21 protein-coding genes are annotated in these 21,760 nt (G+C 65.5%); 9 read left to right on the forward strand and 12 right to left on the reverse strand.

From position 1 onward, the window contains the following. Nucleotides 1-21: 21 nt before the first annotated feature. Nucleotides 22-912 carry a putative 2-dehydropantoate 2-reductase gene (locus QO207_RS16715; RefSeq protein ID WP_301533488.1) on the reverse strand — a complete coding sequence of 297 codons (891 nt, stop codon included), beginning with the start codon at nt 910-912 and terminating at the stop codon, nt 22-24. A gap of 56 nt (nt 913-968) precedes the next feature. Beyond that, a complete protein-coding gene (locus QO207_RS16720) occupies nt 969-1,355 on the reverse strand; it encodes a thioredoxin (RefSeq protein ID WP_301533465.1) in 387 nt (128 codons plus the stop codon). Between QO207_RS16720 and QO207_RS16725 the strand changes: the two genes are divergently transcribed. Both QO207_RS16725 and QO207_RS16730 read left to right on the forward strand, forming a co-directional pair. Beyond that, a complete protein-coding gene (locus QO207_RS16725) occupies nt 1,354-1,773 on the forward strand; it encodes a PilZ domain-containing protein (RefSeq protein WP_301533466.1) in 420 nt (139 codons plus the stop codon). The genes QO207_RS16720 and QO207_RS16725 overlap by 2 nt on opposite strands. 180 nt (nt 1,774-1,953) lie before the next feature. Continuing rightward, nucleotides 1,954-3,030 (forward strand): 3-deoxy-7-phosphoheptulonate synthase, encoded by a 1,077-nt coding sequence (locus tag QO207_RS16730; RefSeq protein WP_301533467.1) that lies wholly within the window; start codon nt 1,954-1,956, stop codon nt 3,028-3,030. A gap of 205 nt (nt 3,031-3,235) precedes the next feature. Here QO207_RS16730 and QO207_RS16735 read toward each other — a convergent pair whose 3' ends face one another. Further along, nucleotides 3,236-3,520 carry a GNAT family N-acetyltransferase gene (locus QO207_RS16735; RefSeq protein WP_017516909.1) on the reverse strand — a complete coding sequence of 95 codons (285 nt, stop codon included), beginning with the start codon at nt 3,518-3,520 and terminating at the stop codon, nt 3,236-3,238. A 22-nt stretch (nt 3,521-3,542) separates the two neighbouring features. Continuing rightward, nucleotides 3,543-4,817, reverse strand: coding sequence for a hypothetical protein (locus QO207_RS16740; protein ID WP_301533468.1), 1,275 nt, complete (start codon nt 4,815-4,817; stop codon nt 3,543-3,545). A 236-nt stretch (nt 4,818-5,053) separates the two neighbouring features. Here QO207_RS16740 and QO207_RS16745 point away from each other — a divergent pair, with 236 nt between their 5' ends. The 4 genes from QO207_RS16745 to QO207_RS16760 all read left to right on the forward strand — a co-directional run bounded on the left by QO207_RS16745 (nt 5,054) and on the right by QO207_RS16760 (nt 7,748). Then, nucleotides 5,054-5,743, forward strand: coding sequence for a crotonase/enoyl-CoA hydratase family protein (locus QO207_RS16745; protein ID WP_301533469.1), 690 nt, complete (start codon nt 5,054-5,056; stop codon nt 5,741-5,743). A 158-nt stretch (nt 5,744-5,901) separates the two neighbouring features. Beyond that, nucleotides 5,902-6,096 carry a hypothetical protein gene (locus tag QO207_RS16750; RefSeq protein ID WP_301533470.1) on the forward strand — a complete coding sequence of 65 codons (195 nt, stop codon included), beginning with the start codon at nt 5,902-5,904 and terminating at the stop codon, nt 6,094-6,096. 357 nt (nt 6,097-6,453) lie between these two features. Continuing rightward, a complete protein-coding gene (locus QO207_RS16755) occupies nt 6,454-6,675 on the forward strand; it encodes a hypothetical protein (protein ID WP_301533471.1) in 222 nt (73 codons plus the stop codon). 101 nt (nt 6,676-6,776) lie between these two features. Beyond that, entirely contained in the window at nt 6,777-7,748 is a 972-nt protein-coding gene (locus tag QO207_RS16760) for a magnesium and cobalt transport protein CorA (protein ID WP_301533472.1), read from the forward strand. A 364-nt stretch (nt 7,749-8,112) separates the two neighbouring features. Here the strand turns inward: QO207_RS16760 and QO207_RS16765 are convergent, their stop codons facing one another. The 4 genes from QO207_RS16765 to QO207_RS16780 all read right to left on the reverse strand — a co-directional run bounded on the left by QO207_RS16765 (nt 8,113) and on the right by QO207_RS16780 (nt 13,240). After that, on the reverse strand, nt 8,113-8,865 hold the full coding sequence (locus QO207_RS16765; protein ID WP_301533473.1) for an amidotransferase: 753 nt from the start codon (nt 8,863-8,865) through the stop codon (nt 8,113-8,115). Nucleotides 8,866-9,069: 204 nt separating this feature from the next. Continuing rightward, nucleotides 9,070-9,624, reverse strand: a complete 555-nt coding sequence (locus tag QO207_RS16770) for a cysteine hydrolase family protein (RefSeq protein ID WP_301533474.1) — start codon at nt 9,622-9,624, stop codon at nt 9,070-9,072. Between the two features lie 161 nt (nt 9,625-9,785). Beyond that, a complete protein-coding gene (locus QO207_RS16775) occupies nt 9,786-11,930 on the reverse strand; it encodes a 3-hydroxyacyl-CoA dehydrogenase NAD-binding domain-containing protein (protein ID WP_301533475.1) in 2,145 nt (714 codons plus the stop codon). A 104-nt stretch (nt 11,931-12,034) separates the two neighbouring features. After that, on the reverse strand, nt 12,035-13,240 hold the full coding sequence (locus QO207_RS16780) for an acetyl-CoA C-acetyltransferase (RefSeq protein WP_301533476.1): 1,206 nt from the start codon (nt 13,238-13,240) through the stop codon (nt 12,035-12,037). Between the two features lie 675 nt (nt 13,241-13,915). Here QO207_RS16780 and QO207_RS16785 point away from each other — a divergent pair. After that, entirely contained in the window at nt 13,916-14,719 is an 804-nt protein-coding gene (locus QO207_RS16785; RefSeq protein ID WP_301533477.1) for a cytochrome c, read from the forward strand. 362 nt (nt 14,720-15,081) lie between these two features. Here the strand turns inward: QO207_RS16785 and QO207_RS16790 are convergent, their stop codons facing one another. From QO207_RS16790 to QO207_RS16805, 4 genes are all read right to left on the reverse strand, one after another. After that, a complete protein-coding gene (locus QO207_RS16790) occupies nt 15,082-15,816 on the reverse strand; it encodes a proteasome-type protease (RefSeq protein ID WP_301533478.1) in 735 nt (244 codons plus the stop codon). Between the two features lie 67 nt (nt 15,817-15,883). Beyond that, nucleotides 15,884-16,693, reverse strand: a complete 810-nt coding sequence (locus QO207_RS16795) for a transglutaminase family protein (RefSeq protein WP_301533479.1) — start codon at nt 16,691-16,693, stop codon at nt 15,884-15,886. Next, nucleotides 16,690-17,640, reverse strand: a complete 951-nt coding sequence (locus tag QO207_RS16800; protein ID WP_301533480.1) for an alpha-E domain-containing protein — start codon at nt 17,638-17,640, stop codon at nt 16,690-16,692. The genes QO207_RS16795 and QO207_RS16800 overlap by 4 nt, the downstream gene beginning before the upstream one ends. A 2-nt stretch (nt 17,641-17,642) precedes the next feature. Next, entirely contained in the window at nt 17,643-19,055 is a 1,413-nt protein-coding gene (locus QO207_RS16805; RefSeq protein ID WP_207887153.1) for a circularly permuted type 2 ATP-grasp protein, read from the reverse strand. A gap of 328 nt (nt 19,056-19,383) precedes the next feature. Here QO207_RS16805 and ydcS point away from each other — a divergent pair, with 328 nt between their 5' ends. Then, nucleotides 19,384-20,550 carry a putative ABC transporter substrate-binding protein YdcS gene (gene ydcS / locus QO207_RS16810; protein ID WP_301533481.1) on the forward strand — a complete coding sequence of 389 codons (1,167 nt, stop codon included), beginning with the start codon at nt 19,384-19,386 and terminating at the stop codon, nt 20,548-20,550. A 190-nt stretch (nt 20,551-20,740) separates the two neighbouring features. Then, on the forward strand, nt 20,741-21,760 hold the full coding sequence (locus tag QO207_RS16815; RefSeq protein WP_301533482.1) for an ABC transporter ATP-binding protein: 1,020 nt from the start codon (nt 20,741-20,743) through the stop codon (nt 21,758-21,760).

Genomic DNA, 21,760 nt, shown 5'->3' on the forward strand with positions numbered 1-21,760 from the left:
GCCCGTCCCCCGGTCTGCGGCTCAGCGAGCCTGGTTGCGTGCGTCGATGAAACGCAACGCGCGGTACAGCGCCTCGATCTTCGGCAGCTCGCGCCCGGCCTTGCGCGCCGCTTCCAGCGGCGCGGCGTAGATCGCGCCCAGCTCCAGCGGTCGGCGCTGGGCAAAGTCATGGTACATGCTGGGCAGGTAGTCGGGCATGGCATCGGTGGAGCTGAGCATCGCGCCGACTATGCCCGGGGGCAGCGAGTGGCCACAGGCGGCGGCACCGGCGATGACTTCCTCCATCAGCTCGGCCACCAGGGCGCGGCTGTCGGGGTTGTCCATGATCGCCCGCGTGCCACTGTCGAGCAGCACGGAAAGGCCGTTGTAGGGAATGTTCCACACCAGCTTCTGCCAGCGCGCCTGCTCCAGGTTGGCCATGGCATTGGAGTCCAGGCCAGCGCTGCGGAACAGCGCTGCACCCTCCTCCACTATCGCTTGGCGCGCCTCGGCGTCCTGCGCTGCGCCCGAGTGATAGCCGATGTTCACCCCACCGAAGGCCTGGTGTTCGATGACGCCCGGCTCGGCGCGGTGCACGCAGATGAAGCACAAGCCACCCAGCAGGTGAATGTGCTCGGGCAGCAGCGCACGCAGTTCGTCTTCCACAGCGAGGCCGTTCTGCAGCAGCAGTACCTTCGCCCCCTGCGCGGCAGCCTGGGTGATCAGCGGCGCGAGGTCGGCGTTGCTGGTGGTCTTGGCACCGACCAGCAGCCAATCGCAGGGCGGCATCTTTGCCACGTCGTCGTAGGCGTTTACCGGCGACAGGCTCAGCACGCCGTGCACCTGGCTGTTCAGGCGCAGGCCATTCTGTGCGACGGCGGGATACTCGCTGCGTAGCAGGAAGTGCACGTCGTGGCCGGCACGGGCCAGCATCAGGCCGTAGAAGCCGCCGATGGCGCCGGTTCCGATGATGCCGATTCGCAGAGTGTTCAAGGCAGTTCCTCAGCAGGGCGCGACAGGGCTTCGCGCAGGGCTTGGGTCAGGGGTTCGGGGCGCAGCGACGCGTGAACGGGGCCGAGGAAACGGCCATCACGCACCAGGAACAGGGACGGCAAGTGGAAGACTTCATAGCGCTCGACCAGGCCGCCACTGTGCCCGGCGTCGATCCAGCACAGGCGGTCGATAGGCAGGGAAAAGCCCGGCAGCGCCTGCTTCGCCCAACGACAGGTCGAGCAGCCCTCGCCGGTGAACACCAGCAACGACACGCCCGGCAGCTCCAGCAGCCGGCGGTCGGCGTCCAGGTCGGTCAGCTCCAGCGCCGGCACTATACTGAGGTCGCCAACACTAAAAAGATTGCAGTCGGAGCGTTCCGTCATGCGTCAGTTCCTGCGTCACCCTTGCGATTTTCCGGTCGAGCTGGTCATCCGCAAGCAGACCTTCCTGCCGCGCCAGCGGTTGCACAATATCAGCCTCGGCGGCGTCGCGTGCAATTCGCCGCGGGGCTTTCGCCGTGGCACCTCCATCGAGCTGCGCATTCCCCTGCTGGGCGATTCTGCCTGCTATCCGGGGGTGGTGGCCTGGAGCCGCAAGCAGAACAGCGACTATCGCGTAGGCATCGCCTTCATCGACGAGGACACGCTGTTCCGCGCGCGGATGGTCGAGCAGGTCTGCCAGATCGAGCAGTACCGCCGCCAGCGCGAGCAGGCCAGCGGCAGCAGCCTGCCATTCGAGGAGCTGGCGCTGGAGTGGATCGCGCAGAACGCCGCCGACTTCCCGTTGTTTTGCGCGGTCTGATCGGCGCCGCGCAGAAAGTCGCGCAAATGCCCGTATTGCGGGCATTTTCCTGCATCGAGCCATTGTCGAGGCGACGCCTGAACGGTTAAGGTTCGGGTTCCCCTTAGCGACACCTTTGCCTGCGCCCCATCGCACGGGGATATCTGGCGGCCGGCACCCGTGACCTGATTGAGTACCACGATGGCTGATTTACAGATCGACGACCTTAACGTTGCCTCCAACGAGACCCTGATCACGCCGGAGCAGCTCAAGCGCGAAATCCCCCTGACCGACGCCGCCCTGCGCACCGTCGCCAACGGCCGCCAGGTCGTCCGCGACATCCTCGACGGCAAGGACCACCGCCTGTTCGTGGTGATCGGCCCCTGCTCGATCCACGACATCAAGGCGGCCCATGAATACGCCGAGCGCCTCAAGGTGCTGGCCGCGGAAGTCTCCGACACGCTGTTCCTGGTGATGCGCGTGTACTTCGAGAAGCCGCGCACCACCGTTGGCTGGAAGGGCCTGATCAACGACCCGTACCTGGACGACTCCTTCAAGATCCAGGATGGCCTGCACATCGGCCGCCAGCTGCTGCGCGACCTCGCCGAGATGGGCCTGCCCACCGCCACCGAGGCGCTCGACCCGATCTCCCCGCAGTACCTGCAAGACCTGATCAGCTGGTCGGCCATCGGCGCGCGCACCACCGAATCCCAGACCCACCGCGAGATGGCCTCCGGCCTGTCCTCGGCGGTCGGCTTCAAGAACGGCACCGATGGCAGCCTGACCGTGGCGATCAACGCGCTGCAGTCGGTTTCCAGCCCGCACCGCTTCCTCGGTATCAACCAGCAGGGCGGCGTGTCCATCGTCACCACCAAGGGCAACCGCTACGGCCACGTGGTCCTGCGCGGCGGCAACGGCAAGCCGAACTACGACTCGGTCAGCGTCGCGCTCTGCGAGCAGGAACTGACCAAGGCGAAGATCCCGCTGAACGTGATGGTCGACTGCAGCCACGCCAACTCCAACAAGGACCCGGCCCTGCAGCCGCTGGTGATGGACAACGTCGCCAACCAGATCGCCGAAGGCAACAACTCCATCGTCGGCCTGATGGTGGAAAGCCACCTGGGCTGGGGCGCGCAGCCGATCCCGAAGGACCTGTGCCAACTGCAGTACGGCGTATCGATCACCGACGCCTGCATCGACTGGGACACCACCGAGAAGGCCGTGCGCAGCATGCACAGCAAGCTCAAGGAAGTCCTGCCCAAGCGTCAGCGCGGCTGAGGCTTCAGGCACGATTGAAAAAGCCGGGCGATTGCCCGGCTTTTTTTATTGTTCCGCCGCCGCGCGGGTTGAACCTGCAGGAGCGAGCTTGCTCGCGAACAGAGTCTCCGCCAGCGTCAGGCAATTCGCGAGCAAGCTCGCTCCTACGAAGAGCCAAAGAAAAAGCCCGGCATTGGCCGGGCTTTTTCATGTCTGCGATCCGAGGTCAGAGCGCGGTATCGGTGTGGCGCTGGCGGCGTTCCAGGTAGCGCTCGACGTAGGAGCACGACGGGATGACGCTGTAGCCCTTGCGCTCGGCGTACTGCAGCGCGTGCTCGGTGAGGGCGGCGGCGATGCCGCGGCCACGCAGGCTGTCCGGAACGAAAGTGCGATAGATATCGAGCGTCTGCTTGCCCAGATCCATGTAGGCCAGATAGGCGCGATGACCGTCAACAGTCGTTACGAACTGGTGGCTGGTTTCATCATGCTGGATGGACAACGACTCACTCACTTGCTCTCTCCTTCCGGGGGCCTCACAACATGACCCGCACCTGATTGATCTTGTTCAGGCGGAGGAACATTTCCGCCGAGCCGGTCCCAAGCAGGACAGTGATGTAGGCTCGACCGTTCTCCACCTTGTGCAGCACACCCTGGTAATAGGCACCATCGAACGTGATGAACTGCAGGCGCTTGCCGGTGTACTGGGCAAGGCTTTCAACGCTAACGAACTCATATTGCTGCGTTCTGGCCTGCGACTCAACCGTTTCTTGGGCCGAAACCAGTTGAAGATCGCTTTCAGGCGTGATTTTTTTCTTCAACGGATCGACCCAGGCGAACCCCAACGGGGAAACCGGTTGCTGGTTCACTATGACGGTCGGATGCAGCATCTGAATCACATCTTTCGGCTCGAAAAATTGCAGCCCGTCCCAGGCCATGCCCTCGGTCGGCGCCAGCTCGATGCGCAGCGAGCGCGGATCGGCCAGGTAGCGGCCGTAGGCTTCCAGCACCGGCTTGTCGAGGGCGATGCGCTGCTGGCGCAGGGCCTTGTCGAACTGCTCCAGCGACAGCGCGGTGTAGGCCTGCTGGTCGAGGCCGAGCTTGCCGCGGCAGAACTCGCCGACCCGGCGCTGGTACTGGTTGTCGTTCATCTCGACGGTGACGCGGGAAACCCGCGGCGGATTCACGCGCATGTCGCCCGGGCGGTCGGAGATGTTCATCAGGGTCATGCTGGTGTGCATGTCGAGCATGTCGCGGGTGTCGCTGCGCAGGTCGAAGGTCAGCGTCTGCGCGCCCGGCTGGCGGTTGTAGGAGAACTCGATGTTCGACTCCAGGGTGCGATAACCCATCTGCAGGAGCTCGTCGACGCCGATGTTGCGCACGTTGCCACAGGCCACCTGGCTCATGGCGGTGAAGGCGCTCTTCTCCGCCGGCTGGGAGTACAGCGACTGCATGAACGGACCGTGGATCTGCAGCTCGACGCCCTGCAGGTCGACTGCCATCTGCTCCGGCAGCTTGCCGTCGGCCAGGCTCTCCTTGAAGCTCAGCAGCTCGCGCAGGCCGTTGAATTTCAACTGGGCGTGGGCGACCTTCAGGCTGTCGTTGGCCATGGGCACGCGTATCACCACGTTCTGCAGGCCGACCCGGCCGTCGAAGGACGAGGAGATACCGCCATAGCTGATATCCATGAACGGCGAGACGCGGGCAATGGCGTCATTCACTACGCTGCGCACGGACAGCCAGAGCGACGCCTTGATGATCACGGCGATCGCGACGATGGCAAGCAGGGACCACTTGAGGATCTTCGACATGGAGATGCACATCCTGGATTGTGCGAGGTAGGGCGCGGGATGCTGGCAGCTTAACAGTACGCCCGGAACCTCTCCACGAGGCGCGTCTGAAATTGCGTGCATAGCGCACAGAAATAGCCCGATATTCGTCGGCAAAGACTGACCAGCCAGTCAGTCAAAACGCTTTACGCACCTGGCCTGCGTCAGTATGTTCTGGCCACTTCCAACCCACGGCCCCCAACCCAGGACTCTCTGCCATGAGTGAGCTGATCAGCTACCAATTCGAAGACGGTATCGCCACCCTGACCCTCAACAACGGCAAGGTGAACGCCATCTCCCCGGCGGTGATCGAGGCCTTCAACCAGGCCCTGGACCAAGCGGAGAAGGATCGCGCCATCGTCATCGTCACCGGCCAGCCGGGCATCCTCTCCGGCGGCTACGACCTCAAGGTGATGACCTCCGGCCCGGAAAACGCCGTGAACCTGGTGGCCGCCGGCTCCACCCTGGCCCGCCGCATGCTGTCCCACCCGTTCCCCGTCATCGTCGCCTGCACCGGCCACGCGGTGGCCAAGGGCGCCTTCATCCTGCTCTCGGCGGACTACCGCATCGGCGTCGACGGCCCGTTCCAGATCGGCCTGAACGAAGTGGCCATCGGCATGACCATGCACCACGTCGGCATCGAGCTGGCCCGTGACCGCCTGCGCCGCTCCGCCTTCACCCGCTCGGTGGTGAACGCCGAGATGTTCAACCCGCGCGACGCCGTGGATGCCGGCTTCCTCGACAAGGTGGTGCCGGCCGAACAGCTCCAGGCCGCCGCCCAGGAAGCCGCCCAGCATCTGAAGAAGCTGAACATGACTGCCCACCGCAACACCAAGCTGAAGGTGCGCAAGCAGCTGCTGGAAACCCTCGACAAGTCCATCGAGCTGGACAAGAACCACCTGGCCTGACCGCCAGATGACAACAAGCCCGGCCTGCTGCCGGGCTTTTTCATTCCCACACTATTACCAAAAAGGCAACACTGATTAAGCCTGTTTGCTATTTTTCAAAAATTATTACGCATTAACCTATAGATGAACGCAAAGAAACCCAACCGGAGGTGTTCATCATGAAACTCAACATCATCGCCGCCAGCGTACTGGCCGCCGCTACCGCCTTTGCCGCCCAGGCCAGCTTCGCCGAAGAGTCCCCGCTGATGCAGGACCGCATGGTTCACCTGACCCAGGCAGCCATCCAGCAACAGCAGCAGAGCGAGCAATCCGCCAGCCAGGTGAACGTCGAAGCCGCCGCCAAGCAGGGCTGAGACCTTCACACCCCGACAGCCGCCTGCAGCAGGTGACGTCATGCAGTCGAGCCCGAAGCGAAAAGCCCGGCGTGAAGCCGGGCCTTTCCGGACCGATGACGCAACCCTGGAGCCTCTGTGCCGCGGCCGCCGCCCCTCCCTGAAGAGGGTCACGCGAACATGAAACCCGCCATCGCCCCGCCATCAACCGTCCCGCAATCGCCCGACAGCCCCCTGCCTTGCGCAAACCTGCGCCTGGTCCCGCCGCCGTCGGCAGCCATCAATTTGCCTGATACCCGGAACCAACCGGCATCGTTATTCAAGCCGGATGAGCGAAGCGACACTGGGCCATCACTTCCCCGAGCCCGAGTCGCCAGCATGAATCGCCAAGCCCACCGCTACGCCCGCAACGGCGCCCTCGCCGCCCTGGGCCTGTACACCATCGTGATCCTGGTGATCACCGCCCTGGGTGCCGGCTACGACGCAGCGCACCGGGTTCCGGTGGACAACGTCGACCGCACCGGACTGTTCCAGCGCTTCAACCAGGCCGTACCCGTCGCACTGCAAGGCTTGCAGGACGCCCTCACCCCGCACTCCTGAGCCGCACTTGCGAGCCACCGGCTGGCGTATCGCGCCAGGCTGTCCAACACTCAACCCCTGCCAGATTCCTCACCACTTCCAGCAGCAGGGTGGGCTTCACCATGGGCCGAGTCGTCGCTTCCGCCGTCTACAGCAAGGGTCGCAAGGTCTCCGATATCCCCCTGGAGGACGGTTACCGCTGGGCCTGCCAGCCCGACCACTTCGTCTGGACCGGCCTGCAGGAGCCGACCCCGGAGGAGATGTTCAACCTGCAACGGCAATTCAACCTCCACGAACTGGCCGTCTCCGACGCCCTGGAAAAGCACAGCCGGCCGAAGCTGGAAACCTTCGGTGATGCGCTGTTCATCGTCATCTATTCGCCGATCCGCGCCGACAGCCGGCTAATGTTCGTCGAAACTCATCTGTTCGCCGGGATCGGCTACATCATCAGTGCGCGCCATGGCTTCTCCCAGTCCTACTCGCAGGTTCGTCAGCGTTGCGAAGCGCGGCCGCTGCTGCTGGCCCACGGCACCGACTTCGTGCTCTACGCCCTGCTGGACTTCGTGATGAGCAATTACGAACCGGTGGTGGAAGCGATCCGTGAGGAAATCGAGCAAGTGGAGCAGCAGGTGCTGCGCCAGCCGCTGACCCAGGAGCAGATCGAGAAGATCTACGGCCTGCGCCGCGAGGTGCTCAAACTCAAGCACTACGCCGCGCCGATGGTGGAAATCTGCCAGGAACTGCAGCGCCTGGACTTCCCCTTTATCGACAAGCAGATGCGCCCGTAYTYCCGCGACGTGGCGATCCATGTGAACCGCCTGCTGGAAGACCTCACCACCCTGCGCGACGTGGCCAGCCAGACCATCGAGGTCGGCCTGGCGCTGGAGTCATCCCGGCAGAGCGTGGTGCAGCGCAAGTTCGCCGCCTGGGCAGCGATCCTCGCCTTCCCCACCGCCGTGGCCGGCATCTACGGGATGAACTTCGAGTACATCCCGGAACTGCACTGGCACTACGGCTACTTCCTGATCATGGGGCTGCTGGCGCTGGGGTGCGTCGGGCTGTACGTCAGCTTCAAGCAGGCCGACTGGCTCTAAGCCCGTACGGGCCGGGAGGCAATCGCGGACAGAGTCCACTCCTACATGACGCTCCTGAGCGATGGGCGACCCTCTCCCCCGCCCTCTCCCTGAAGGGAGAGGGAGCCGCACGTGCCGGCTGACGCTTTGGTTTCAACCTGCACCATACGGTCCCCTCTCCCTTCAGGGAGAGGGTTAGGGAGAGGGAACCCCGGCAAGGATTTTCAGAAGAAGACAGTTGCTCCTAAACCCGCCGGCTAGCGTAGGAGCGGACTCCGTCCGCGATCGGCCCGAACTCGCACCCATCTCCCCCGTAACACCGCCCGAGGGGCACAAACGAAAACGCCGCTCGAATGAGCGGCGTTTTCAGTCAGCACGGCAGGACTCAGGCCGCGCTCTTCTTCTCGGCCTTGTTCTTCTCGTCACGCCCCTGCTGGACGAAGCGCATCATCCATTCGCCGACGACCGCACCCTGGTGCGGGCGCGCGAGGCTGTCGATGCCGGACTGGAACACCGGCTCGCTGAAGATGTGCTTGCGCAGTTCGAGGATCGCCTGGGAGTAGTCGCTCTGGAACTCCGGGTGGCCCTGGAAGCACAGCACCTGGTCGCCGATGGCATAGGCGGCGTTCGGGCAGAAGTCGCTGGAGGCGATGCGGCGCGCGCCGTGGGGCAGCTCGGTGACCTGGTCCTGGTGGCTGACCAGCAGGGTCAGGCCATCGCCCAGCGACGGGCTCATCCACTGCGGCTGCTCTTCGATGCGGTAGTCGTGGATACCCACGCCCCAGCCCTGGCTCGCGCGCTCGGTCTTGCCGCCCAGCACCAGCGCCAGCAGCTGGTGGCCGAAGCACACGCCCAGCAGCTTGTCGCCGCGCTCGTAGAGCTTGAGCACGTAGTCCTTGAGGGTCTGGATCCAGGGATCAGTGCCGAACGAATCCGCCTTGCTGCCGGTCACCAGGTACGCGTCGAACTTCTCATCTTCGGGCGGGTAATGCCCTTCCACCACGTTGTAGACCGTGAACTCGGCCGGAACGGGTTGCTTGGCGAACAGTTGCTGGAACATCCAGCCATAGCCCTTGTACTGATCGATGAGTTCGGGGCGGAGGATGTCGGTTTCCAGAATGCAGATGTGCAACGACATGCAGGGGTGATTCCTGGGGGGTTGGCGGCTGATAAGAGTGGTTATCCTGACACTGATGAAACGCGCGTGAAAATTACGCCCTATTTTTTCACCACACAAGATGCCGAGGCTGATTCTTGTGTAGGAATTTCAGGGGAAATACCGGAAAAACCGACTTCCTTCAATTGCACGGATGCACAGGAGTGACGGCCGGTCGGCAAGGATTCAGCCAATGGACAGCTGTTGCAGCACCCTGTTCGTGTCCAGCACCTGGGCGTACTCGCCCTGCAGGTTGGCCAGGGACATGGCGTGGACCTCCTCGGCGCTGCGCTGCAGGCCGTTGAAATCGGGCTTGGCGAAGGCGAAACAGGCGTCTGCCACTACCTGTGTGGCGAAGCCGAGATTGCCCGCCGTACGCGCCGTAGCCTCCACCGAGTTGTTGGTGCTGACGCCGCAGATCACCACCGTCTCGATACCGCGCACACGCAGCCAACGCTCCAGGCCGCTGTGGATGAAAGCGTCGGGGACGTTCTTCTCCACCACGTGTTCGTGGTCCAGCGGCGCCAGCGCCTCCTGGAACTCGGCGCCCGGCTGCCCAGGCCAGAACGGTGAGCCCGGCGTGCGCGAGAGGTGGCGGACATGCACCAGCGGCCAACCCTGCCGGCGCCAGGCGGCCAGCAGCTCGCCGATGCGCTGCTCGGCCTGCGGGTTGTTGCGCGGCTCGGGGCTGTCACGCATGCCTTTCTGCTGGTCGATGATCAACAAGGCGGGAGGCGTCATCGGGGCGGTCCTGCTGAAGGGGAAGGCGCAATCCTACGACTTGCACAAGCAAGAAAAAACCGGCCATGAGGCCGGTTGCTTTCTGTAGGAGCGAGCTTGCTCGCGAACCCAGGCTCACAGCGGGGCTGTTCGCGAGCAAGCTCGCTCCTACGAAGAGCCCGTCAGAAAGGCTCGTTACGCGCCGCCTTCTCCAGCAACAGCGCCGGCGGCAGGAAGCGTTCGCCGTACTGCTCGGCCAGGTACTGGGCGCGGGCGACGAAATCCTTCAGGCCGTACTGGTTGATGAACTGCAGCGCACCGCCGCTCCAGGCCGCGAAGCCGATGCCGAAGATCGAGCCGATGTTGGCGTCGGCGGTGGAGGTCAGTACGCCCTCCTCCACGCAGCGCACCGTCTCGATGGCCTGCACGAAGAGGATGCGGTCGCGCACGTCCTCGGCGGAGATCTGCGCGTCAGCCTTCTCGAAGCGCTGCTTCAGCTCCGGCCACAGGTGCTTCTTGCCGTTGGCGGGATAGTCGTAGAAACCGGCGCCAGCGGCTTTGCCCGGGCGCTTGTACTCGTTGACCATCAGGTCCACCACGGCAAACGCGGGGTGCCTGGGCAACTGCTTGCCTTCGGCTTCCAGGTCCTTGCGGGTCTGCTCGCGGATGTGGGTCATCAGGCTCATCGACACTTCGTCGCTGATCGCCAGCGGGCCCACCGGCATGCCGGCCTGGCGCGCCTGGTTCTCGATCATCGCCGCCGACACGCCCTCGCCGAGCATGGCCAGGCCTTCGTTGGTGAAGGTGCCGAACACGCGGGAGGTGAAGAAGCCGCGGCTGTCGTGGACGACGATCGGGGTCTTCTTGATCTGCAGGACGTAGTCGAAGGCGCGGGCCAGGGTAGCATCGTCGGTCTTCTCGCCGCGGATGATCTCCACCAGCGGCATCTTGTCCACCGGGCTGAAGAAGTGCAGGCCGATGAATTTCTGCGGCTGCGCCACGGCTTCGGCCAGGCCGGTGATCGGCAGGGTCGAGGTGTTGGAGGCGATCACCGCATCGGGCAGCGCAGCGGACTCGGCGGCGGCGCTGACCTTGGCCTTGAGGCCACGGTCCTCGAACACCGCTTCGATGATCAGGTCGCAGCCTTCGAAGTCGGCATCACTGGCGGTCGGTTTGATCCGCGCGAGGAAGGCATCGCGCTTGTCGGCGCTCATCTGGCCGCGGCCGACCTTCTTGTCCAGCAGGCCGGCGGAGTAGGCCTTGCCCTTCTCGGCCGACTCGATGGAAACATCCTTGAGTACCACCTCGATGCCGGCGGCGGCCGAGACGTAGGCGATGCCCGCGCCCATCATGCCGGCGCCGACCACCCCGACCTTCTTCGTCTGCTGCGGCGGGATGCCCTGCGGGCGGGACTTGCCGGCGTTGATCTCATTGAGCTGGAACCAGAAGGTGCCGATCATGTTCTTCGCCACCTGGCCGGTGGTCAGCTCGGTGAAGTAGCGCGCCTCGATCAGCTGCGCGGTGTCGAAGTCGACCTGCGCACCTTCGACAGCGGCGCACATGATCTTCTCCGGCGCCGGGAAGCAACCCTTGGTCTTGTCGCGCAGCACCGATGGGGCGATGGCCAGCATCTGCGCCACAGCCGGGCTGGATGGGGTGCCGCCGGGGATCTTGTAGCCGGCGCTGTCCCACGGCTGCTTGGCGGCCGGGTTGGCGGCGATCCACTCGCGGGCCTTGGCCAGCATGTCTTCGCGGCTGGAGGCCAGCTGATGGATCAGGCCGGCCTTGAGCGCCTGGTCCGGGCGCACCTTCTTGCCTTCGGCCAGGTACGGCAAGGCCTTCTCCAGGCCGAGCAGGCGCACCATGCGCACCACGCCGCCGCCACCGGGCAGCAGGCCCAGGGTGACTTCCGGCAGGCCGAGCTGGACGTGGCTTTCGTCCAGGGCGATGCGGTGGTGGCAGGCCAGGCAGATTTCCCAGCCGCCGCCCAGGGCCGCGCCGTTGATGGCGGCGACCACCGGCTTGCCGAGGGTTTCCAGGCGGCGCAGCTGGCCCTTGAGCACCAGGATGCCTTCGTAGAAGGCCTGGGCGTCGGCCCTGGTCACCTTGATCAGTTCATTCAGGTCGCCGCCGGCGAAGAAGGTCTTCTTCGCGGAAGTGATCACCACGCCGGCGATCGACTCCTTCTCGGCTTCCAGGCGCGCCACGGTGGCGGCCATGGCCTCGCGGTAGACACCGTTCATGGTGTTGGCGCTCTGGCCGGGCATGTCCATGGTCAGGACGACGATGTTGTCCTGGCCTTTGTCGTAACGGATGGCATCGGTCATTTTTGTTCTCTTCCCAGGTTGGGAGACCTGTAGGAGCGAGCTTGCTCGCGAAGCTCTAGGCGGTTCGCGAGCAAGGACTAGGCGTCCCCCTCGCTCCTACAAGATCAGATTCGTTCGATGATGGTGGCAATGCCCATGCCGCCGCCCACGCAGAGGGTGGCCAGGCCGTAGCGCAAATTGCGCCGCTCCAGTTCATCCAGCAGGGTGCCGAGGATCATGCAGCCGGTGGCGCCCAGCGGGTGGCCCATGGCGATGGAGCCGCCGTTGACGTTGACCTTGCTCTCCGGCACGCCCATGTCCTTCATGAACTTCATCACCACCGAGGCGAAGGCTTCGTTCACCTCAAAGAGGTCGATGTCCTCGGCCTTCAGCCCGGCCTTGGCCAGCGCCTTGCGCGTTGCCGGCGCGGGGCCGGTGAGCATGATGGTCGGGTCGGTGCTGGTCACCGCGGTGGCGACGATGCGCCCGCGGGCCTTCAGGCCCAGCTCGCGACCCTTGGCCTCGGAGCCGATGAGCATGGCGGTGGCGCCGTCGACGATGCCCGAGCTGTTGCCCGGCGTGTGCACGTGCTCGATGCGTTCGACGAAGCTGTACTTGCGCAGCGCGCTGGCGTCGAAGCCCATCTGCCCCATCATCTCGAAGCTGGGCTTGAGCGCGCCGAGGCCTTCGAGGGTGGAGTCGGCGCGGATGAATTCGTCATGGTCGAGCAGGACGATACCGTTCTGGTCGGTCACCGGCACCAGCGACTTGCCGAACAGCCCTTCGGCGCGGGCCTTGGCGGCCTTCTGCTGGGAGCGCAGGGCGAAGGCGTCGACGTCGGCGCGGCTGAAGCCTTCCAGGGTGGCGATCAGGTCGGCGCCGATACCCTGGGGCACGAAGCTGGTGTGCAGGTTGGTTTCCGGGTCCAGCGCCCAGGCGCCGCCGTCGGAGCCCATGGGCACGCGGGACATGGATTCCACGCCGCCGACCACCACCAGGTCCTCGAAGCCCGAGCGCACCTTCATGGCGCCCAGGTTGACCGCTTCCAGGCCCGAGGCACAGAAGCGGTTGATCTGTACGCCGGCGACCTGCTCGTCCCAGTCGGCGACCAGCGCGGCGGTCTTGGCGATGTCCGAGCCCTGGTCGCCCACCGGGGTCACGCAGCCCAGGACGATGTCGTCGACCTGKGCGGTATCGAGTTGGTTGCGCTGCTGCAGCGCACGCAGGACACCGGCCATCAGGTTGACCGGCTTGACGCTGTGCAGCGCGCCGTCCTTCTTGCCCTTGCCGCGGGGAGTACGCACCGCGTCGTAAATGAATGCTTCGGTCATGGCGTTCTCTCTTAGAGTTGTCGTCACGCAGGCGTGGCGTGTCGGCCTACCTTAGCGGCCTGTCGGCCAGGGGCAATGACCGCAGCGCTCAGCGCAATTGACCGCCACGCTCAGCCACCGACCGGCGGCGGGCAGGCCGAAGGCTCTGGAAAGCGGTTATCGCAGCCGGCAGACGAACGGTCGAAAAGCTGAACAGAGCTGTCACGGCCCGGTCATATAGAGGGAATATGCCTGAAGCTGCAGGATTTGCTGCCAGATGGTCTAAGCCCGCGCGGCACTAGGCTTAGACTCAATCAGGCAGATGATGCGAAGAGTGCCGTTGCCGGGTTTTGCCGGCTCGGCTCGATAAACCAGAAGCCAAGGCATGCGCTGCTCTGAAACAGGCAGTTGGAAGGCCGTGCCAAGAACAAGAAAGGCGGAAGGACATCATGGACAAACAATCGAGAAAATGGCGTCAGGCAAGTCTGATCGTCTTCGCAACCACCGTCGTACTGATCATTCCCAATCTGAGTCGTCTGGTCGGCTAGGGCCAGCAACCGGCCATCCCGCCGCTGCGCACCGCGCGCCGCCATCCGCGAGCCACGGTCAACGCAGCGCGGGACGAGCCACCTCCCCTCCTGAAGTGCGCACGCCTCTGCTAATGTTCCGCGGCCCTTTCCCGCCACGGATGCGACCATGCGCCCTCTGCTGCTGACGCTGCTCCTGCTCTGCCCCTCTGCTTTCGCCGCCACCCTCAGCCTGGAACTGCCCGACGGCAAGCACGAGCTCACTAGCGAACAGCTGCTGGCCAATCCCAAGGCGCAGGACATCGAGATTCCCGCCGACGTCTCCTACAACCGCACCATGCATTACCGCGCAGTGCCGCTGGCCGCGCTGCTGCAAGGTGTGAAACCGGCCGACCACCTGCAGGCCGTGGCGCTGGACGGCTTTGCCGCCGAGCTTCCCGCTGCTCCGCTGCTGGAAGAGCAAGGCTCGCGCGCCTGGCTGGCCATCGAGGAACCGGCCAAGCCCTGGCCGCCGCTGGCCGCAGGCAAACCTTCCGCCGGGCCGTTCTACCTGGTGTGGACCGACCCGAAAGCTGCCGGCATCGGCCCGGAGCAATGGCCATTCCAGGTCGCCAGCATTCGTTATCTCAAACCCTTGGCCGAGCGTTTCCCGGCGCTGCTGCCGGCGAAGAATGCCTCTGAATCGGTACAGAAGGGCTTTGCCCAGTTCCAGAAGAACTGCCTGGCCTGCCACCGCCTGAACGGTGCCGGCGACTCGCAGTTCGGCCCCGACCTGAACATCCCGCACAACCCCACCGAATACTTTGCGCCGGGCTATCTCAAGCAGTACATCCGCGACCCGCAGAGCCTGCGGCACTGGCCGGAAGCGCGGATGAAGGGCTTTGCTGCGGACGTTATCAGCGATGCTGAACTGGAGCAGATCGTCGCCTACCTGAAGCACATGGCGGGGCGGAAGGTGAAGGCTGGCGGATAACCTGTTCCAGGTTATTCGTCCTACGGCGCAGGTCGTCAGGCTCGGCGCGAACCCGCCCCAGCCAACCGGCTTTTGTAGGGCGCATAACGCGCCAGCGTTATCCGCCGTCGAGGCATCGGCGGATAACCTGTTCCAGGTTACTCGCCCTACGGTGCAGGTCGTCAGGATCGGCGTGGCGGCTGTTCGCGAGCAAGCTCGCTCCTACGAAGAGCCGCGCGGTGAGCTGAACCTGCAGGAGCGGAGCTTCTCCGCGAAATCCCGGCGCAGCCGGGACACAAAGCGCAGGCTGGAGCACCGACCTGGCGGTCGGCATCGCGGATAAGATCCGCTCCTACAAGAGCGGCCCGCCCCTGCGACCGCGCTCAGTGCCAGTAATCCCCCGGCGGTGCCGGCAGTTCGCCCAGCAGTTGACGCAACCCCGCGCCCCACTGGTTGCGAATCCCCTCGAAATACGCATCACCCTCCTGGATGCGATATCCCGCCGGCACTTCCAGGCTGCCCTCGCGGTACACCAGCAGGTCCAGCGGCATGCCCACCGAGAGGTTGCTGCGGATGGTCGAGTCGAAGCTGATCAGCGCGCAGCGCAGGGCCTGCTCCAGCGGCGTGGCGTAGCTCATGGCGCGGTCGATGATCGGCTTGCCGTACTTGCTCTCGCCGATCTGGAAGTACGGCGTATCGCGGCAGGATTCGATGAAGTTGCCCTGCGGGTAGACGTTGAACAGCCGCGGCACTTCCGTGCCGATCTGCCCGCCGACGAGGAAGGAGCTGCCCAGGTCGACGCCCTGGTTCTGGCCGATATTCTCGTCGTGGTCGACCACTTCGCGCAGCGTCGCGCCGACCAGGCGAGCCGCCTCGAAGAGGTTCTCCACCGTGCCGAGGTTCGGCCCGTCGCCGCCCATGCGCTGGCGCAGCGTGCTGATCACCGATTGCGAGGTGGCCAGGTTGCCGGCGCTCTGCACCACGATCAGGCGCTCCCCCGGCGTGCCGAAGACATGCAGCTTGCGGAACACCGCGATGTTGTCGACGCCGGCGTTGGTGCGCGAATCGGAAACGAAGACCAGGCCCTGGGCGAGGTTCATGGCGACGCAATAGGTCATGGCTTTCTCATGGCGGCAGGAACTGGCACCGATCTTAAGCCGGTGCCGTTGCTTGTGCCACGCATCCTCACTGCTGCGCCTGCTGCATCTGCTGCAGATGCCCCGGCGCCACGGTGACACGGGCGTGCATCTGCTCGCCGCCACCGCCCCGGCGCATGCCGCGCACCGGGCAGGCGTCGAGGTAGTCCAGGCCCACCGCCAGCTTCAGGTGGCGCTCCGGGCGGTCCAGCACGTTGGTCACGTCGAAGCTGTACCAGGCGTCGTCCAGCCAGGCTTCCACCCAGGCGTGGCTGGCCAGGTGTTCCTCGACATCGGTGTAGAGGTAGCCGGAGACGTAGCGCGCCGGCACGCCGAGGTAGCGCAGGCAGGCGAGGAAGGCGTGGGCGTGGTCCTGGCAGACCCCCTGCCCGGCCGCGAAGGCTTCGGCGGCGGTGCTGTCCACCTGGGTCGAACCGGGTACGTAGGCGATGCGTTCGTTCAGCGCCTGCATCAGCCGGACCATCGCCTTGCGGTCGCGGCCTTCGGCGCACTGGGCGCGGGCGAATTCCTGCAGCGCGCCGTCGGCCTGGGTCAGGCGGGTGCTGCGCAGGAACGGCAGTGGCGACAGGTGATCGTGCTCGCGCTCGTTCTCCACGTCGATCTCCACGTGGCCGTGGGCAGCGATGACGATGGCCTCGTGGGGTTCGTCCAGGGTCAGCACGTGGAGGATGTTGCCGTAGGCGTCACGCTGCGGGTGCGCCGGGCGCGGCAGGTGCAGTTGCCAGTCGAGCACGTGTTGGCGCTCGCTTTCCTGCGGAGTCAGACGCAGGTACTGGATGCTCGCGCGCACCTGGTCTTCGTAGCGGTAGGTGGTGTCATGGCGGATGGAGAGTTTCATGCGGCCTCCAGGTACGAGCTGTGAATGGCGTTGGCGAGCTGGCGCACCAGCCCGATGTGGTCGGTGATCCAGGGATGCAGGCCACTGCCCAGCACCTCGTCGATGCCGGTGTAGCGCACCCGCGCTTCCAGCTCGGCGGCCAGACGCTGGGCCGGGCGGCCGTTGATGCCGGGCAGGCTGGCGAGGATCTGGCGCAGTTCCTCGGCGCAGGCCAGCAGCGAGCGCGGCACGTCCTCGCGCAGCAGCAGGAGTTCGGCGATGTTCCGCGCGTTGAGGGCGTCGCGGTACAACTCGGTGTAACCCTCGAACGCCGACAGCGCGCGCAGCAGCGCGGTCCACTGGTAGTAGCCGCGCGCCGTGCCTTCGGCCGGGCCGGCGCTGTGCTCGCCGAGCACCTGATGCCGCGCATCGAGCAGGCGCAGGGTGTTGTCGGCGCGCTCGATGTAGGTGCCCAGGCGGATGAAGTGGAAGGCGTCGTTGCGCATGCTGGTGCCGAAGGTGGCACCGCGGAACAGGTGCGAGCGGTCCTTCACCCATTCGCAGAAGTGGCTGATGCCGTAGCGCAGCAGCCCCTGGTGGGCGATGTCGCGCATCTCCAGCCAGGTGGCGTTGATGTTCTCCCACATGTCGGTGGTGATCCGTCCGCGCACCGCGTGGGCGCCGGCACGGGCCGCGCCGAAGCAGGAATAGATGCTCGCCGGGTTCTGCGCATCGAGGGCGAAGAAGTTCAGCAGGCGCTCGGCGTGCAGCTCGCCGTGGCGGGCGAGATAGGCGTCGAGGTTGGCGGTGATCAGCAGCGGCATGGCCAGTTCTTCCAGGCCGTCGCCACGGCCGTCCTGGGGCATCAGCGACAGCGAGTAGGACACGTCGAGCATGCGCGCGAGGTTCTCGGCGCGCTCCAGGTAACGCGACATCCAGTACAGGTCGGAAGCGGTTCTGCTGAGCATGCTTAGTCCTCCACCACCCAGGTGTCCTTGGTACCGCCACCTTGTGACGAGTTGACGACCAGCGAGCCTTCGCGCAGCGCCACGCGGGTCAGCCCGCCGGGGACCAGGCGCACGTTGTCCGGCGCGGAGAGCACGAACGGCCGCAGGTCGATATGGCGCGGGGCGATGCCGTTCTCGACGAAGGTCGGGCAGGTCGACAGGCTCAGGGTCGGCTGTGCGATGTAGGCCTCCGGGCGCGCCATCAGGCGGGCGCGGAAGGCTTCGATCTCGGCGCTGCTGGCCGCCGGGCCGACCAGCATGCCGTAGCCGCCGGAGCCCTGGGCCTCCTTCACCACCAGCTCGGGCAGGTGCGCCAGCACGTGGGACAGGTCCTGCGGCCGGCGGCACTGCCAGGTCGGCACGTTGTGCAGGATCGGCTCCTGGTCGAGGTAGAAGCGGATCATCTCCGGCACGTAGGGATAGACCGACTTGTCATCGGCGACGCCGGTGCCGATGGCGTTGGCCAGCACCACGTTGCCCGCGCGGTAGGCGGCCAGCAAGCCGGGCACGCCGAGCATGGAGTCGGGGTTGAAGGCCAGCGGGTCGAGGAAGTCGTCGTCGACCCGGCGATAGATCACGTCCACCGGCATCGGGCCGGCGGTGGTGCGCATGTAGACGCGCTCGTCGCGGACGAACAGGTCGGCGCCTTCCACCAGCTCCACGCCCATCTCGCGTGCCAAAAAGGCGTGCTCGAAATAGGCGCTGTTGAAGCGGCCGGGCGTCAGCACCACCACGCACGGCTGCTCCACTTCGCTGGCCTGGCGCAGGGTGTCGAGCAGCAGGTTCGGGTAATGGTCGATGGGCGCGATGCGCTGGGCGCCGAACAGCTCGGGGAACAGGCGCATCATCATCTTGCGGTTCTCCAGCATGTAGGAGACGCCGCTGGGGGTGCGCAGGTTGTCTTCGAGGACGTAGTAGGCGCCGTTGCCGTCGCGCACCAGGTCGATGCCGGCGATGTGCGCGTACACGTTACCGGGCACGTCCAGGCCTTGCATGGCCAACTGGTACTGGTCGTTGGCGAGGACCTGCTCGGGCGGGATCAGGCCTTCCTTGAGGATGCGCTGGTCGTGGTAGAGGTCGGCGAGGAACAGGTTGAGCGCCTGCACGCGCTGGATGCAGCCGGCTTCGATGATCTTCCATTCGCTGGCGGGGATGCTGCGCGGGATGGTGTCGAAGGGGATCAGCCGTTCGGTGCCCTGATCGTCGCCATAGAGGGTGAAGGTGATACCGGCGCGATAGAACAGCAGGTCGGCCTCGCGGCGGCGCTGTTGCAGTTGTTCGCCGGGCATGTCCGCCAGCCAGCGGGCGAACTCCGTGTAGTGCGGTCGGCAGGCGCCAGCGGCGTCATGCATTTCGTCATAGAACACCCGAGCCATCTTCCACTCCTTGTTGCCGCTCTCACTCGGCTAAAGGCGCTGTCGCAAGGCCCGTGCCAGAGGTCGATTTCCTGTCCATTCAATGACTTGCAAAGGCTGTTTAAGCAGGCCGCACTGCCATGGTGCGAAACCGCTGCAGCCCCCGCGCGCCGCGCCCGTTTTGGGGCCACGGGCCGCGCCGGGGCTTTCTTGTCAGCCTCCGGGGCCAGAACTACGCTGCAAGAGCGTGGCCATTCCCCATGGACACGCAGCGGTCAACAGAGGTGCCAAATTTCTGCGCGCTGGTTCCGCAGTGGCTCCCACAACGAAGAACAACAGGAGTCCGTCCATGTCATCTGTGTCTCTAGTGAAAGTCGCGGCGCTGGCCTTCGCCGGTGTCGGCCTGCTTTCCAGCGCCTCACTGCAGGCCGCCGAGGAGCTCAAGCAGCTCGGCCAGGCCGAGGGCGCCCTCGATATCATTGCCTGGCCCGGTTACATCGAGCGTGGCGAGAGCGACAAGAACTATGACTGGGTCAGCCAGTTCGAGAAGGACACTGGCTGCAAGGTCAACGTGAAGACCGCCGCCACCTCCGACGAGATGGTCAGCCTGATGGCCAAGGGCGGCTACGACCTGGTCACCGCCTCCGGTGACGCCTCGCTGCGGCTGGTCTACGGCAAGCGCGTGCAGCCGATCAACATCGCCCTGGTGCCCAACTGGAAGAACGTCGACAAGCGCCTGCAGGACGCGCCCTGGCACACCGTGGACGGCAAGCACTACGGCACGCCCTACCAGTGGGGGCCGAACGTACTGATGTACAACAGCAAGGTGTTCCCCAAGGCGCCGGACAGCTGGAGCGTGGTGTTCACCGAGCAGAAGCTGCCAGACGGCAAGAGCAACAAGGGCCGCGTGCAGGCCTACGACGGCCCGATCTACATCGCCGACGCGGCGCTTTACCTGAAGACCGCCGAGCCCAAGCTGGGCATCCAGGACCCTTACGAGCTCAACGAGGAACAGTACGCCGCCGCGCTGAAGCTGCTGCGCGGCCAGCAGAAGCTGATCCACCGCTACTGGCACGACGCGACAGTGCAGATGAGCGACTTCAAGAACGAGGGCGTCGCCGCTTCCGGCTCCTGGCCCTACCAGGTCAACGCGCTGCAGGGCGAGAAGCAGCCGATCGCCTCGACCATCCCCGGCGAAGGCGTTACCGGCTGGGCCGACACCACCATGCTGCACGTGGACGCCAAGCACCCGGTGTGCGCCTACAAGTGGCTGAACTGGTCGCTGGAGCCCAAGGTGCAGGGCGACGTCGCCGCCTGGTTCGGCTCGGTGCCGGCCTCCCCCGCCGGTTGCACCGGCAGCCAGCTGCTGGGCGCCCAGGGTTGCGCCACCAACGGCTACGACCAGTTCGACCGCATCGCCTTCTGGAAGACCCCGCAGGCCAAGTGCGCCCAGGGGCAGTGCGTGCCTTATAGCCGGTGGACGCAGGACTACATTGCGATCATGGGTGGTAGGTGACGAAGCCCCCGCTTCACTGCTGACCTGTAGGAGCGAGCTTGCTCGCGAACCAGCCTCCGCTGCGGGGCTGTTCGCGAGCAAGAACTAGGCGTCCCCCTCGCTCCTACTAAGAGCATGTCCCTCCCGAGCGGCCGCGCGCCCATGCGCTACCTTTTCTGATGCAGCCCCCGCCATTCAGGTAGCCAGCAGCATGACCACAGCCGTCCAGTTCACCGACGTCAGCCGTCACTACGGCGAGGTGCGCGCCGTCGATGCGGTGTCCATCGAGATCCGCGACGGCGAGTTCTTCTCCATGCTCGGCCCTTCCGGCTCGGGCAAGACCACCTGCCTGCGGCTGATCGCCGGCTTCGAGCAACCCACCTCCGGCTCCATCCGCATCCACGGTGCGGAAGCTTCGGGCCTGCCGCCCTACGAGCGCGACGTCAACACGGTGTTCCAGGACTACGCGCTGTTCCCGCACATGAATGTGCTGGACAACGTCGCCTACGGCCTGAAGGTGAAGGGCGTGGCCAAGGCCGAGCGCTACCACCGCGCCGAAGAGGCCCTCGGCATGGTCGCCCTGGCCGGCTACGGCAAGCGCAAGCCGGCGCAGCTTTCCGGCGGCCAGCGCCAGCGCGTCGCCCTGGCCCGCGCCCTGGTCAATCGCCCGCGCGTCCTGCTGCTGGACGAACCCCTCGGCGCGCTGGACCTCAAGCTACGTGAGCAGATGCAGGTGGAGCTGAAGAAACTGCAGCGCCAGCTCGGCATCACCTTCATCTTCGTCACCCATGACCAGAGCGAAGCGCTGTCCATGTCCGACCGCGTGGCGGTGTTCAACAAGGGCCGCATCGAGCAGGTCGACACCCCCGGCAACCTCTACCGCCGCCCCGCCACTCGTTTTGTCGCCGAGTTCGTCGGCACCGCCAACGTGCTGCGCGGCGACCTCGCCCAACGCCTGCTGGGCGAATCGCGGCCGCACTCGCTGCGCCCCGAGCACGTGCGCTTCGGCCGCGCTGGCGAAGGCGAGCTGGAAGTCAGCGGCACGCTGTTCGACGTGCAGTACATGGGCGCCAGCAGCCGCTACGAGATCGAACTGGAAAACGGCGTGCGCCTGGTCGCCGCCCTGCCCAACGGCGAGCGCGAGGAACCACGGCCGAAACCCGGCGATGCGGTCACCGCCAGCTGGGCGCGCAGCGCGCTGGTGCCGCTGCTGGAGGAACCGGCGCCGTGA

Origin of the sequence: Pseudomonas sp. CAN1, assembly GCF_030462585.1 — a bacterium.
Lineage (GTDB): Bacteria > Pseudomonadota > Gammaproteobacteria > Pseudomonadales > Pseudomonadaceae > Pseudomonas.

Excerpts from the sequence above, each read along its gene's own strand:
- QO207_RS16815 (WP_301533482.1), top strand. The coding sequence starts at position 20,741 with ATGACCACAGCCGTCCAGTTCACCGACGTCAGCCGTCACTACGGCGAG.
- QO207_RS16805 (WP_207887153.1), bottom strand. The coding sequence starts at position 19,055 with ATGGCTCGGGTGTTCTATGACGAAATGCATGACGCCGCTGGCGCCTGC.
- ydcS (WP_301533481.1), top strand. The coding sequence starts at position 19,384 with ATGTCATCTGTGTCTCTAGTGAAAGTCGCGGCGCTGGCCTTCGCCGGT.
- QO207_RS16715 (WP_301533488.1), bottom strand. The coding sequence starts at position 912 with ATGCTGGCCCGTGCCGGCCACGACGTGCACTTCCTGCTACGCAGCGAG.
- QO207_RS16765 (WP_301533473.1), bottom strand. The coding sequence starts at position 8,865 with ATGTCGTTGCACATCTGCATTCTGGAAACCGACATCCTCCGCCCCGAA.
- QO207_RS16755 (WP_301533471.1), top strand. The coding sequence starts at position 6,454 with ATGAATCGCCAAGCCCACCGCTACGCCCGCAACGGCGCCCTCGCCGCC.
- QO207_RS16750 (WP_301533470.1), top strand. The coding sequence starts at position 5,902 with ATGAAACTCAACATCATCGCCGCCAGCGTACTGGCCGCCGCTACCGCC.
- QO207_RS16790 (WP_301533478.1), bottom strand. The coding sequence starts at position 15,816 with ATGACCTATTGCGTCGCCATGAACCTCGCCCAGGGCCTGGTCTTCGTT.
- QO207_RS16775 (WP_301533475.1), bottom strand. The coding sequence starts at position 11,930 with ATGACCGATGCCATCCGTTACGACAAAGGCCAGGACAACATCGTCGTC.
- QO207_RS16745 (WP_301533469.1), top strand. The coding sequence starts at position 5,054 with ATGAGTGAGCTGATCAGCTACCAATTCGAAGACGGTATCGCCACCCTG.
- QO207_RS16800 (WP_301533480.1), bottom strand. The coding sequence starts at position 17,640 with ATGCTCAGCAGAACCGCTTCCGACCTGTACTGGATGTCGCGTTACCTG.
- QO207_RS16720 (WP_301533465.1), bottom strand. The coding sequence starts at position 1,355 with ATGACGGAACGCTCCGACTGCAATCTTTTTAGTGTTGGCGACCTCAGT.
- QO207_RS16740 (WP_301533468.1), bottom strand. The coding sequence starts at position 4,817 with ATGTCGAAGATCCTCAAGTGGTCCCTGCTTGCCATCGTCGCGATCGCC.
- QO207_RS16730 (WP_301533467.1), top strand. The coding sequence starts at position 1,954 with ATGGCTGATTTACAGATCGACGACCTTAACGTTGCCTCCAACGAGACC.
- QO207_RS16785 (WP_301533477.1), top strand. The coding sequence starts at position 13,916 with ATGCGCCCTCTGCTGCTGACGCTGCTCCTGCTCTGCCCCTCTGCTTTC.
- QO207_RS16795 (WP_301533479.1), bottom strand. The coding sequence starts at position 16,693 with ATGAAACTCTCCATCCGCCATGACACCACCTACCGCTACGAAGACCAG.
- QO207_RS16770 (WP_301533474.1), bottom strand. The coding sequence starts at position 9,624 with ATGACGCCTCCCGCCTTGTTGATCATCGACCAGCAGAAAGGCATGCGT.
- QO207_RS16725 (WP_301533466.1), top strand. The coding sequence starts at position 1,354 with ATGCGTCAGTTCCTGCGTCACCCTTGCGATTTTCCGGTCGAGCTGGTC.